At 32.2% G+C, this 14,606-nt stretch carries 9 protein-coding genes; 1 reads left to right on the top strand and 8 read right to left on the bottom strand.

Annotation, left to right across the window (positions count from 1 at the left end):
• Window positions 1-17: 17 nt before the first annotated feature.
• Together P161_RS0107935 and P161_RS0107930 are read right to left on the bottom strand one after the other, a co-directional pair.
• Window positions 18-3,104, bottom strand: coding sequence for a TAT-variant-translocated molybdopterin oxidoreductase (locus P161_RS0107935; protein WP_026776481.1), 3,087 nt, complete (start codon window positions 3,102-3,104; stop codon window positions 18-20).
• A gap of 72 nt (window positions 3,105-3,176) precedes the next feature.
• Window positions 3,177-4,484, bottom strand: a complete 1,308-nt coding sequence (locus tag P161_RS0107930) for a c-type cytochrome (RefSeq protein WP_026776480.1) — start codon at window positions 4,482-4,484, stop codon at window positions 3,177-3,179.
• A gap of 195 nt (window positions 4,485-4,679) precedes the next feature.
• Here P161_RS0107930 and P161_RS0107925 point away from each other — a divergent pair, with 195 nt between their 5' ends.
• Complete coding sequence (locus tag P161_RS0107925) at window positions 4,680-5,048, top strand: SPOR domain-containing protein (RefSeq protein WP_026776479.1); 369 nt, start codon at window positions 4,680-4,682, stop codon at window positions 5,046-5,048.
• 194 nt (window positions 5,049-5,242) lie between these two features.
• On the opposite strand, the gene azu is transcribed toward P161_RS0107925, so the two are convergent.
• The 6 genes from azu to ilvB form a co-directional block, all read right to left on the bottom strand.
• Window positions 5,243-5,755 (bottom strand): azurin, encoded by a 513-nt coding sequence (gene azu, locus P161_RS0107920; protein ID WP_026776478.1) that lies wholly within the window; start codon window positions 5,753-5,755, stop codon window positions 5,243-5,245.
• Window positions 5,756-5,793: 38 nt separating this feature from the next.
• Window positions 5,794-7,371 (bottom strand): NADP-dependent glyceraldehyde-3-phosphate dehydrogenase, encoded by a 1,578-nt coding sequence (locus P161_RS0107915; protein ID WP_026776477.1) that lies wholly within the window; start codon window positions 7,369-7,371, stop codon window positions 5,794-5,796.
• A gap of 160 nt (window positions 7,372-7,531) precedes the next feature.
• Window positions 7,532-10,378 (bottom strand): pitrilysin family protein, encoded by a 2,847-nt coding sequence (locus P161_RS0107910; protein WP_026776476.1) that lies wholly within the window; start codon window positions 10,376-10,378, stop codon window positions 7,532-7,534.
• Between the two features lie 173 nt (window positions 10,379-10,551).
• Complete coding sequence (gene ilvC, locus P161_RS0107905; RefSeq protein ID WP_026776475.1) at window positions 10,552-12,027, bottom strand: ketol-acid reductoisomerase; 1,476 nt, start codon at window positions 12,025-12,027, stop codon at window positions 10,552-10,554.
• 112 nt (window positions 12,028-12,139) lie between these two features.
• A complete protein-coding gene (gene ilvN / locus P161_RS0107900) occupies window positions 12,140-12,673 on the bottom strand; it encodes an acetolactate synthase small subunit (protein WP_026776474.1) in 534 nt (177 codons plus the stop codon).
• A gap of 166 nt (window positions 12,674-12,839) precedes the next feature.
• Window positions 12,840-14,573, bottom strand: a complete 1,734-nt coding sequence (gene ilvB / locus P161_RS0107895) for a biosynthetic-type acetolactate synthase large subunit (RefSeq protein ID WP_026776473.1) — start codon at window positions 14,571-14,573, stop codon at window positions 12,840-12,842.
• Window positions 14,574-14,606: the final 33 nt, after the last annotated feature.

Here is a 14,606-nt window from a genome sequence, read left to right as displayed (position 1 = left end):
TTATACCTTAAATTTAATTACGCTTCGTTTGTGTTTCTTATTTTAACTTGATAGATTACATTAGGTTTCGTTTGTAAGTAATCTAATACGTTATAAGCTCTATTATCTTCTGCCAAAGCAGCTACTTGATCTTCTTTATTATTAACATCACCAAAAACTAATGCTCCAGTACTACATGCTGATGAACATGCTGTTTCAAATTCATCTGTATTTACTGCTCTGCCTTCTTTTTTCGCTTTTAAAATTGTTGCTTGTGTCATTTGAATACACATAGAACATTTTTCCATAACTCCTCTTCCACGAACAACAACATCTGGATTCAATACCATTTTACCATATTCGTTATTCATATTGAAATCGAATTCATTGTTGTTTGCATATTCAAACCAGTTGAATCTACGAACTCTATAAGGACAGTTGTTTGCACAATATCTTGTACCCACACATCTGTTATACGTCATTTGGTTTTGTCCTTGACGACCATGAGTTGTTGCAGCAACAGGACAAACAGTCTCACAAGGAGCATGATTACAATGTTGACACATCATTGGTTGAAAAGTAACTTCAGGGTTTTCTGCTTCAGTTTCTAAACCTTCATAAGTAGCAGCAATTCCTAAACCTAATTCTTTAGCATCTTCTCTTGTTTCTACCTCTGACGAATAATATCTATCAATACGCAACCAGTGCATATCTCTACCTATTCTAACTTCGTTTTTACCAACAACTGGAACGTTGTTTTCTGCGTGACATGCAACCACACAAGCTCCACAACCTGTACAAGATGTTAAATCTATAGATAAATTAAAGTGATGCCCTAATTCTCTATTATGCTCATCCCAAATATCAATTGTGTTTGCTTCTACTTCTTGATGATCATAAGATACATACGCTGGTTTGTTCCAACCATGATGATGATCTTTAGGATCAACTGTTTTATACTCTTTAAGAGATGCTACTTTTAAAATATCGTGACGACCTGCAATTGTTTTTTGTACTTGTGTACAAGCAAACTTATGAGTTCCTGCAACTTTTTCAATTGTTACATTGTATTGAATGTTATTGCTTCCTTGATATAAAGGATACGCATTAACACCCACTTGCATTTCTTCTTTTAATCCGAAAGTTCTACCAAAACCAAGTGATAACCCAACAGATCCTTTTGCCTGACCTGGTTGTACCATTACTGGAACAGTAACTTCTTTTCCATTCACAGAAACCTTTGCGTAGTCTCCATCAATAGCACCATTATCTTTTACAGGATTTGAAAAACCTAACTCTTTAGCATCAGCTATAGACATTGTTAGGTAATTATCCCAAGAAGTTCTGGTAATTGGATCAGGGAATTCTTGTAACCAAGGATTGTTCGCTTGTTTACCATCTCCTAAACCAGTTTTTGTATATAAGTTTAACTCAAAACCTGATGCTTTTTTAGCCTCACTAGAAAGTGCATTTGCAGCAGCTCCTATAGAAACTGTACTTTCAAAAACAACTTCGGTTTCATTATTTAAAATAGATCCATTACTTACAATTTCTCTTTTAAAGAAACCATTATGTAAAGCTGTATTCCAAGAACTACCACCTAAAACAGTTGAAGTTGCAAAGGTTTTTAAATAATCGTAATAATTAGTTGAGCTTCCAGACCACTTTAATAAAACATCTTGAACTTGACGCGTATCAAATAACAGCTGAATCGTTGGTTGCATTAAACCATAAGTTTCAGCATCAAATTGTGTATCTCCCCAAGATTCTAAAAAGTGCGATGTTGGCAATGCATACTCCATTGCATCAACTGTTTCGCTATTTTCTGTTGACAAAGCAACTTTTAAATCTACCTTATTTAATCCTTCAGTAAAATCAGCAACATTCGCTAAACTGTAAGCAGGATTTACGTTGTAAGAAATTAATCCTCCAACGCTACCAGCTTTCATATCTGAAATTAATTGAGCAACTTCTGCATCATTCCCTTGACGGATGTTTAATGTATTGGTTGTATCAACGATTTCACTATTTAATGCTTTATTAATTGCTAATGTAATTAATTGCGCATTTACATCATTTAAACCTGTTAAAACAACACCTTTTGAACCTGCTTTTCTAAGTTCATTCGCCATTCTTTTAACTTCTGCATCAACTGGAGTTGCTTTTGAAGAAAGATTAGTACCAGTAATAGCTGCGTATAAGTTTAACAATGCAAAAACTTGATCAGATGGTTTTACAACCACTCTTTTATCAGCATTTGCACCTGTTAAAGACATATTGCTTTCAAACTGAACATGGTAAGACATATTGCCAGTTTTTGGCTGTCTACCTTCTATATATGCTTTTTCAAATCCTCCATGGAAATCTCCTAAAAAATCTGCACCAAAAGAAACAATTGTTTTTGCTTTATTTAAATGATATTTAGGCAAAACACGTTTACCATACATAGCCATCATTGCATCTGCAGCACCAGATTCTGAAACCGCATCATAAACTACATGTTTTGTATTTGGATAAGCAGCAATAAATTCTTCAATAATTTTACTTGTTGAAGGACTTGCTAAAGTTCCTGTTAATAGAACAACAGGTTTACCAGCAGCGTTTAAGGCATTTAATTTTGCTCCAATTTCTTTATCAGCATCATTCCAAGAAATTGATTCTCCAGCTTTCGTTGGATTTTTTAAACGTAATTTTTCATCATATAAGGATAAAACAGCAGCTTGAACTCTTGCACTTGTAGTTCCATTCGCCTCTTTATTTGGCATGATTTGAATTGGACGACCTTCTCTTGTTTTTACCAAAACATTTGCAAAATCATACCCATCTGCCATAGAAGTTGCGTACCAATCTGCAACACCTGCTATAATATCATTTGGTTTTACTACATAAGGAATCGATTTTCTTACAGGTCCTTCACAAGCAGCTAAAGAAGCTGCAGCAGTAGTAAAGCCAACATATTTCAAGAAATCTCTTCGTGAAGTAGATGATTTCTCTAATGTTTCTTTATCACCTAAAAATGCATCTGTAGAAATTTCTTCCACAAATTCATTTTTACTTAACGTTTCAACAATAGAACTATCTTTTAGTTCCTCAACACTTTTCCAGTATTTTTTGTTTGAAGCCATTTACTTTATTGTTATTAGTTGTTAGTTATTCATTTTAATTTTCATTAAAACAAAACTATCTTTCTTCTTTAATTAATAGTGACATTTACCACACTCTAAACCACCAAGTTGCGCAATTGTAACCTGCTCAACCCCATACTTCTGAGCTAATTCTTTATGAATTTTCTCATAGTATTCATTTCCTTTTAAATCTACATTTGTCTCTCTATGACAATTGATACACCAACCCATTGTTAAAGGTGAGAATTGACGCATTTCATCATACTCTTCTACTGGTCCATGACATTTTTGACATTCTATTCCACCAACAGTTACGTGTTGTGAGTGGTTAAAATATGCGAAATCTGGCAAGTTGTGGATTCTAATCCATTTAATAGGTTTCTCTTCTCCAGTATATTCTAAAGCTTCTGGATCCCAACCTGATGCTTCGTAAATTTTTGCAATTTCTTTATCTAACTCAGCTTTACCATAAGTAACTCCATCCCACTCAACTTGAGTTCCTTCTGCAACCTCAGCAATATTCATATGACAGTTCATACAAACGTTTACAGACGGTATTCCTGAATGTTTACTATGTTTTGCAGAAGAATGACAATACTGACATTCAATCTTATTTTCACCAGAGTGGATTTTATGAGAAAAAGCAATTGGCTGTAAAGGCATATAACCTTCGTTAACACCTACCTTGAATAAAGTTCCGAAAGCTATATATGCACCCATCAACAATACAAAAATAGTAGTTACTACATGCAAGAAAGTATTTCCTTTAACACCTTCCCAAAGCTCATGTAAATCTCTTTTTAAATTCGATTTTGAACCTGGAGCTGTATTTCCTTTTAACTCATTTACTTGTTTTAATAAACTAGCAATCATTAAAAAAGCAACAACGATAGCACCTGCTAAAAGATAGATAATCCACTGAGGAGAACTTCCTTGACCTTCACCTCCATCAGCAGCTCCATCAATTCCAACAACAGGAGTTTTAACTGGATCACCAACAGTGGTATAGTATAAAATATCATTAATTTGATCATCGCTTAATTGAGGAAAAGCGGACATTGCAGCACCATTGTATTCTTCATAAATAGCAATTGCGTCTCTATCTCCAGAAGCTCTTAACTCTGCATTGTTCTTAATCCAAGCCAATAACCACTCATTCTCTCTTCTTTCCTCTACATTTCCTAAAGCTGGACCAACTAGTTTTCTATCTAATTTGTGACATGAAGCACAAAGAGATTTATACAACTTTCGCCCTTCACTTTGGCGAGCTGCATCCACATCTTGGGAATAAGAAGATAAGCTTATTGTAAAAAACAGGACTATTAAAAAACTCTTAGAAAGAGCTCTTTTTAGTAGGCTGTGTAATGCTACACTTTTCATATTTACAAACTATTTTTAGTATCGTGTATAAAATAGCTCAAAAAACGCTTTTTGAACAGTCTGACAAAAGTACTACATATTGCTAAATTTTGGAAAAGGAAAGGAATGATAAATATCAATTTATAATAATTCTAAATAACGTGTTTTCTCAATATATTCTATTTATACACGTTACTTTTGTAGAAATATTTTTTTATGAAACAGCAAGCATTTTTACCTATTATTTTTTTTATTATAGCACTAGGAACTAGCAATTTATATTCTCAAAATAAAACAAACACGAGTAATGAAGTGAAAGCTTTAATCGATAAAAAAAGATCTTTTAACAAACAATATGGTTATGGTTATCGTATACAAGTTTATTATGGAGACGAAACTAAAGCCAGAAGCACAGAGAGTAAATTCAAAATTAATTTCCCAAACGTGTACACAAAACTTGATTACGATCAACCCTATTGGAAAGTGCAAGTTGGTAATTATAAAACAAAACTAGAAGCAGACAAAGCAGTCGTGAATTTTTCAGAAAAATTTTCTGGATTGATTGTTATTCCTTTAGGAAAATAAACATAAAAAACTGACATATAGTATTTTATAGTATTGAAAGTTTCTAATTTTGAAATTATAATCTAAATCATATCAAAAAGAAATATTCAATAAAAAAATCCGTTAATTCTTATACCACAAAACTTCGTAAAAACACAAAAACCATTTTTTAGAATTTCTAAAAAATGGTTTTTAATTTATATAAAACAATCCGTTTATTCAACAACAAACTTTCCTCTCATCATTGCATAATGACCAGGAAAACTACAAATAAAATCGTATTCTCCTTTTTCTGTTGGCGCTGTAAAAGTAATCGTATCACTTTCTCCACCACCTAACATTTTAGTGTTCACAATAACATCAGTATCGTCTTCTGGAATATAATCATTTTCACTTGCTGCTATTGCTTTTTGTGCAAATGTTGCTACATCAGTTCCTTGTTTTAATATCACAATATTATGACCCATTGCAGCTTTTGGTAATTTACCAGTATGCTTTAGCGTCAACTCAATTTTTTGACCTACACTTACAGTAATTTTGTTTCTATTAAATTTCATAAAATCGTCGCCAGTAACAACAACTTTGTAAACATCATTTTCAGATGACTTTTTTACAACTTCTTTTTCAACTTCAACAGAACTGTTCTTTTTTTCTTTTTTATCACCTGCACAACTAATTAATAAAAGTACAGATGCTACTGTTATAATAAATAATTTAAAATTTTTCATAAAATTGCATACGTTTAAAATCATCACAAAAATAAGAATTATAAAATATAATCTGTACTGATAAAATTAGATGCTTTTTTATCTAACAACTCTTGCAAAATAGCATTATTATATGGTGTATCTTTTGATGCTACAAAGGTTCTAATAGAAAAAGAACGTAAAGCATCATGCACACTTAATGTTGCTACTGCAGAATCTTTTCTACCAGTAAAAGGATACACATCTGGCCCTCTTTGTGCTGCACTGTTTAAATTTACTCTACAAACCAAGTTTACTAAAGTATCAATTAAAGGTGCTAACGTTTTTACTTCGCTTCCAAAAACACTTACTTGCTGTCCGTAATTTGAGGCAGCCATATCATCTAAAGGTTCTTGTATGTTTTTAAACGAAACTACAGGAATTACAGGTCCAAATTGCTCTTCCTCAAAAACTCTTGCATCTTTAGAAACAGGATATAAAACTGCTGGGAAAATATAATTTTCGTTAGTTTCTCCTCCTTTTTTATTGATGATTTTCGCTCCTTTTTCAATAGCATCATCAATTAATTCTTGAATATATGCTGGTTTTCCTGGTTCTGGTAATGGTGTTAACTTTACACCTTCTTCCCAAGGATTTCCAAATTTTAACCCATCTACTTTTGCTGCAAAACGTTTATTAAATTCATCTACAATATGCTCGTGAACATATAATATTTTTAAAGCTGTACATCTTTGCCCATTAAAAGAAGTTGCTCCAGAAATACATTCTTCAATCGCCAAATCTAAATCTGCATCTGGTAAAACAATTCCTGGGTTTTTAGCTTCTAAACCTAACACTAATCGTAATCTGTTTTTCTGCGGATGATTTGCCTGAATTGCATTGGCAGATTTGCTATTTCCAATCAATGCTAAAACATCAACTAAACCAGTTTTCATGATTGGGGTTGCTAAAGTTCTACCTCTTCCATAAATAATATTTACAACACCTGCAGGAAAACTAGTTTGAAAAGCTTCTAATAGTGGTGATAATAACAAAACACCATGTTTTGCTGGTTTAAAAATAGCTGTATTTCCCATCATTAAAGCAGGAATTAACAAAGCAAAAGTTTCATTTAAAGGGTAATTATAAGGCCCTAAACATAAAACTACGCCTAAAGGACCTCTTCTAATATGTGCATGAACTCCGCTGTTTTTTTCAAACTTAGCAGAATCTCTATCCATTTGCTTGTAATCTTCAATAGTATCGTAAATATATTCTACAGTTCTATCGAATTCTTTTTGCGAATCTGGTAAGGTTTTACCAATTTCCCACATTAATAATTTTACAATTTCTTCTCTTTTGGTTTTCATCTGAATCACAAACTTTTCCATAGCTGCAATTCTACCTTCTACTTTCATAGTTGGCCATAAACCTTGCCCTCTGTCATAGGCTTTTACTGCTGCATTTAAAGCTTCTATAGCTTCATCTCCAGTTAAATCTGGCACAGAACCCAGTAAAGTTGGTTTGTATTCTTTGGTTGATGAAATTGTAGAATATACTTCAGCATTTTCGCCTTTCCATTCTTTTAATTCGCCACCAACCAAATACGTTTTTTGATGTAAGAGTGATGTTATTTTAAATTCGTTTGGAATTTCCATTGATAAATTGATTAAATTATAAACCCTAAATTTACGAAAAATTGATATGTTACCTGTTACCTTTTTGCAAATAAAAAAGTGCGATTTTCATCGCACTTTTTAATAATTTATTTTCAAAATAATTACACTACAAAATGTAATCTATCAAATTGACAAAAAACTACTGTTTTACTGGCTTAATTTCATTGCCATCCTTATCCATTAAAATTACTTCATCAAAACCTAATTCTTTGACTTTTTCATACTGAGTAGCTGCATCACCAACTACTAAATAGCCCATTTTTTTAGCATCTAAATATTTATTTGCCAATTCTTTGTGACGCTCTAAAGTCATTTCTCTCACAATTTTTTCTTCGTCTGCGATGTAGCTTTTGGACATATCATAATTGCTAATGTCTTGTAACATTCCTAAAAGAGCAAATTGAGATTCGAAACGTCTTGCATTCGATTTTATCAACGCATTTTTAGTAAACTGTAAATCATCCTCAGAGATACCTTCTTTATACTTTTCTATTTCTTCTCTAAAAATACCTACAGATTCTGCTGTTGTATTTGTTCTTACACTAGATGATGCTGAGAAAGTTCCAGGAATTTTAGAACCACTAAAACCTGTTCTAGCTCCATATGTATAGCCTTTTTCTTCTCTTAAAATTAAATTTACGTTTCCAGAGAAAGAACCTCCTAATTTATAATTCATAACAGTTGCAGGAAAATAATCTGGATCTGTTTTTGCCATCGATAAGTAACCAATATTAATGATAGATTGTTTAGCATCTGGAATATCAACAAAATATAAAGACGATTTATCTCTTTCAGAATTTAAAGCATATGTAGGAATTGTAACTTCTTTACTTTTCCAGTTTTCTTCTAAACTAGCTAAAACTTCTACTACTTTATCCTTTTTAATATTACCAACAATATGAAATTTTGCTACTGATGGTGAAAAGTTTTTTGCATAAAAATCTTTTAAATCTTGCATCGTAATCGATTCTACAGATTCAGCTGTTCCACTTGCTGGATATGCAAAAATGTGATCTTTACCATATAAAATTTTGTTTGATATATTGTTTGCTACCACATTTGGATTTGCAGAAGAACGATTAATACTATTGATAGTACTCGTTTTAATTCTTGCTAATTCTTCTTCATCCCATCTTGGATTTAGTAAAATTTCTTCTACTAATTTCATAGTGGCATCAAAGTTACGAACCAATGTATTTCCACTAATTGTAATTGCTTCATCACCTGTATACATATTAATAGATGCTCCCAACAATTCAATTTCTTCTTCTAATTGCTCTGGAGTTTTAGTGGCAGTTCCTTCCATCAAAATATCAGTCATGATGTTTGCAACACCATTTTTATTAATATCATCTAGTAAATGACCACCATCCAAAACAATACTAAAGTTTACAATTGGCAATTCTGTTTGCTCAATTCCTAAAACTTTCATGTCGTTCTCTAAAATAACAGCCCAAGATTCTGGAATATTTAATTTTGGAGATTCGCCCATATCTGGAGCTTTAGATCTATCAAAATTTGAGGGTGTTTTTACAACTTCATCATTTTTTTCTTCGATTTCAACAGCTACATTTTCTTTGATTTCTTCTTCTACAATATTTGCTTTCGTAGAATTTTCTGCAATTAAATCTAAACTTCCTTTAGGAACAAAACTTGTAATTACATAAGGTTTGTTTTTTATATACGTATTGTAAACACGCATAATATCATCTTTTGTAACCTTTTTAATATTTTCTATATCTTGAGTGATAAAAGAAGGATCTCCCGTAAAAACATTATACCTAGCTAACTGAAAAGACTTTCCTAAAACACTACTAATTGAATTGTAAAAACCAGTTTCTAAACTTGCTTTAATACGTTCTACATCTTTTTCTGAAACTCCTTCTTCTTCAAATCTTTGGAAAGATTCCTTAATTGCTGTTTCTACTTCTGCTAAATTTTTACCAGAATTTGCAGTAACTACCACATGAAATTCTCCAGCCAATTCTTGCGAATTATTATAGGCAGAAACTCTAGAAGTCAATTCTTTTTCTTTCACCAACACTTTATACATTGGCGCTTTTTTTCCATCTGATAATAGCTGAGATAAAAAATCTAACGCATATGCATCTTCTGTATATTGCTCTAAAGTTGGCCAAACCATGTGTAATTGTGGCGCTCTTGCAAAATTATCTTCATGATACAACCTTTTAGTTTCTGCTAGCGTAACTCTTTGAGGCTCTAGAGGCGCAACTTCTTGACGCTTTTTAATTTCTCCAAAATATTTTTCAACCAACGCTTTTGCATCTTCTTTTTCAAAATCTCCTGCAAGTACTAAAGTTGCATTATTTGGACCATAATACATGTCGTAAAATTCTTTAACATCTTCTACAGTTGCACTTTGTAAATCTACCAATTCTCCAATAACTTGCCAGTTATAAGGATGATCTTCTGGATAAATTGCCTTGTCTAAAACCCAACTTGTATGACCATAAGGATTGTTATCAACTCGTTGTCTTTTTTCATTTTGTACAACTTCTTGTTGATTATAAAAAGCAGATTCTGTAACTGTGTTTATTAAAAAACCCATTCTATCGCTTTCCAACCACATTACAGTTTCTAGTGCGTTTTTTGGCACAACTTCGTAATAAATAGTTCCATCTTTCCAAGTTCCACCATTTAAAGTCCCCCCTAAATCCTGAATTGTCTTAAAAAATTGATCTTGAGGAACATTTTCTGACTCTTGAAACAACATGTGTTCAAATAAGTGTGCAAAACCTGTTCTACCCGTTTTTTCTCTGTTAGAACCAACTCCATATTGAATTGCCACAGACACAATTGGATCTGATTTATCTTGATGTAAAACAACTTGTAAGCCGTTTTCTAATTCGTATTTTTCAAACTCTACAGAAAGTTTGTCTTCTTTGACTTCTTCTTTACAAGCGTTGAATCCTAATAATAGAAACAAAGCAACTACTGGAAATAAATTAAATTTAAGTTTTTTCATTTGGTGACTGATTTGGTTAAACATTTGATAAAGATATATATAAAAACATATATCATTATAAATTTTAACGAAACTAAAAAATCAAAAAAATTGATTAATGGTTTAAATGCAAAAAAAAACCTGTCAAAATTTAGTAGTTTGACAGGTTTGTTATAATAATGGAGGAAATTTTTTTAAGCAGATTTTATAACTTTCATAGCTGTCATAGAAGCTCTTAATTTTGCACCTACTTTTTCTACAGGATGATTTCTAATAATGGCATTAATTCTAATCAATTCTTGATTGTCAACATCATTAGACTCTGAAAATTTTTGTCCAATTACATTTGTAGAAACTGTTTTCATAAAATCAGTCAACAAAGGTTTACAAGCATGATCAAATAAATAACAACCATATTCTGCTGTATCAGAAATTACACGATTCATTTCGTATAATTTTTTACGTGCAATTGTATTGGCAATTAAAGGCGTTTCATGTAAAGACTCATAGTATGCAGAAGCATCAATAATTCCAGATTCTGTCATTGCTTCAAAAGCCAATTCTACTCCAGCTCTTACAAAAGCGACTAATAAAGTTCCATGATCAAAATACTCTTGTTCAGAAATCTCTTGGTGCGTAACTTTTTGTTTTTCGAAAGCTGTATTTCCTGTTGCTTCTCTCCAAGTTAGTAAGTTTTTATCGTCATTAGCCCAATCTTCCATCATGGTTTTAGAGAAGTGACCAGTCATAATATCATCCATATGTTTTTGAAACAATGGACGCATAATGTCTTTTAATTCTTCTGATAAACGAAATGCTTCCACTTTTGCAGGATTAGACAATCTGTCCATCATGTTTGTAATTCCTCCATGTTTTAGGGCTTCTGTAACAGTCTCCCAACCATATTGAATTAACTTAGCTGCATAACCAGCGTCAATTCCCTCTGCAACCATTTTATCAAAAGATAAAATTGCACCAGTTTGTAATAATCCACATAAAATGGTTTGTTCTCCCATTAAATCCGACTTTACCTCGGCTACAAAAGAAGATGCTAAAACACCTGCTTTATGACCTCCAGTTGCTACTGCATATGCTTTTGCTTGATCCCAACCTTTATTTTCTGGATCATTTTCTGGATGCACTGCAATTAATGTTGGTACTCCAAATCCTCTTTTATATTCTTCTCGAACTTCAGAACCTGGGCATTTAGGTGCCACCATAATTACAGTCAAATCTTCACGAATTTGCATCCCTTCTTCCACAATATTAAAACCATGAGAATACGATAAAGTTGCTCCTTTTTTCATTAAAGGCATTACCGTTTTTACCACATTTGTATGTTGTTTATCTGGAGTTAGGTTGATGACCAAATCTGCAGTTGGCAACAATTCTTCGTAAGTACCCACTTTAAAATCGTTAGAACTTGCATTTTTAAAAGAATCTCTTTTTTGGTCGATTGCTGCTTGACGCAAAGCATAAGAAATTTCTAAACCAGAATCTCTCATATTTAAACCTTGGTTTAAACCTTGTGCTCCACAACCCACAATAACAATTTTCTTTTCTTTTAATGCGTTTATTCCGTCTTCAAATTCTGAAGCGTCCATAAATCTACATTTTCCTAATTGCTCTAACTTTTCTCTTAATGTTAATGTGTTGAAATAATTTGACATTTTTTATTTTTGTTTGTTTTAAAAGTTGATAGAAAAAAGAGAATAGAGAAATTCTAATTTAAGAACTTCAGTCTATACTCTATCTTCCTTTTTCTAGGCTCTTTTTTTAATTTTAGTTACTATATGTTTCTAATAATTCTGATATTTTCATTTCTTCTTTGGTAATTGCAATCAACCCTGATCTGGTATATTGCATAATCCCAAAGACACTTAATTTATTGTATAAGGTTACTATTTCCTCTTTTTTACCTGATTTTTCAAGCACAAAAAATTCTTTATTAACAGTTACAATTCTTGCATTACTTTCTTTAATGATATTCTGAATTTGGCGTTCTTCGAATAATAGTTCAGACTTGATTTTAAACAACCCAGAAATTTGATAAATAATATCATCTAAACTATGATAGTAAGCTTTGATAACCTCCACTTGCTTTTCTATTTGACCAATAATTTTTTTGATATTAACCTCATTCATATTCACAACAATAGTAAACTTAGAAACACCTTCAATTTCTGATGGAGATGTATTTAAACTCTCTATATTGATATGCCTTCTTTGAAAAATTGCTGAAATTCTATTCAACAACCCAATATTATTTTCAGTATAAATAGATACTGCATATAATTGTTCTTTTTCTGTACTCATACTCGTAAGTTCAAGGTTTAAAGATTCAAGATTTAAAGTTCTCACTCTTCGTCTTTCATCTTTGTTTTGTATTCTTTTTTCTAAATAATTTCTTTAAATTTTATAAAAGTTGATCTTCTTCCAACTTCAAACTTCACACTCCCAACTCCCAACTTCCAACTTTAACCTACTCCAACCTAATATCTGAAACACTTGCTCCAGAAGGCACCATTGGGAAAACATTACCTTCTTTTTCTACACAAACCTCCAAGAAGTAAGCTTCCTTGCTTTCCATCATTTCTTTAACAGCATCTGCAAGTTCTGATCTTTTGGTAACTTTTTTTGCTTTGATGTAATACCCTTCTGCAATGGCTACAAAATTAGGGTTTGTCATTTCTGTAGACGCATAACGTCTGTCAAAAAACAACTGTTGCCACTGACGAACCATTCCTAAAAACTCGTTATTTAAAACAACAATTTTTACAGCTGCTTTTTGCTGAAAAATAGTTCCTAATTCTTGAATAGTCATTTGGTAACCTCCATCACCAGAAATAGAAACTACTTCACGTTCTGGAGCTGCCATTTTTGCACCAATTGCTGCTGGCAAGCCAAAACCCATAGTTCCTAAACCACCAGAAGTAATATTACTTTTTGTTTTGTTGAAATCTGCATATCTACAAGCAATCATTTGATGTTGCCCAACATCTGTTACAATAGCAGCTTCACCTTTACTTTCAACATTAATTTGATGAATCACTTCACCCATTGTTAATCCTTCTTTCGTTGGATAAATATCATTTTTAATTACTTTGTTATATTCAATTTTGTATAAATCTTTAAATTGTTGATGCCAATCTATGTGTGAATTTGCATTTAATAATGGCAGCAACTTTGCTAATGTATCTTTTGCATCACCTAAAACTGCAACATCTGTTTTTACATTTTTATCAACTTCTGCAGGATCAATTTCAAAATGAATAACTTTTGCCTGTTTTGCATATTTATTTAAATCGCCTGTAACTCTATCGTCAAAACGCATTCCAATTGCGATTAAAACATCACATTCGTTGGTTAATTTATTAGGTGCATAATTTCCATGCATTCCTAACATACCTACATTTAATGGATGAGAAGTTGCTATTGCTGATGCTCCTAAAATTGTCCAAGCAGCAGGAATTCCTGCTTTTTCTACAACTGCAATTAACTCTTGTTCTGCTTCACTTAAAACAACTCCTTGTCCCCAAATAATAAAAGGTTTTTTTGCTTCGTTGATAATTTTTGCAGCAGCCTCTAAGGAACCTGCAACTGTTTTTGGAATTGGTAAATAGCTTCTAACTTTTTCACATTTCTCATAGACAAAATCAAATTCCTCAAACTGTGCATCTTTTGTTATATCTACTAAAACAGGACCTGGTCTTCCACTTTTTGCTATGTAAAATGCTTTAGCTAAAGCTGCAGGAATATCTGCTGCTTTTGTAACTTGACAATTCCATTTTGTAACTGGCGTAGAAATACCTACAATATCGGTTTCTTGAAAAGCATCAGAACCTAATAAATGAGAAGGAACTTGACCAGTTATACAAACCATTGGTGTAGAATCTATCTGAGCATCTGCAATTCCTGTAATTAAATTGGTTGCTCCTGGCCCAGAAGTTGCAATTGCAACACCAACTTGACCAGAAATTCTTGCAAAACCTTGTGCAGCATGAGTAGCACCTTGTTCATGCCTAGTTAAAACATGATGAATTTTATCTTGATATTTATACAATTCATCATAAACTGGCATGATTGCACCTCCTGGATAACCGTAAATTATCTTTACATCTTCTGCTATTAAACATCTAACAATTGCTTCGCTACCAGAAATTCTTTCTGTAACTTTTTTAGCAGTTTCTGTGTTTGTTATGGTTTGAGTTTCCATAGTATTCTATTTTATATTCTGACAAAAGAATTT

This window comes from Polaribacter sp. Hel_I_88, assembly GCF_000687935.1.
GTDB lineage: Bacteria > Bacteroidota > Bacteroidia > Flavobacteriales > Flavobacteriaceae > Polaribacter.
The sequence above is the reverse complement of the archived record's forward strand: the minus strand, read 5'-3'. Positions and strand labels throughout refer to the sequence as shown.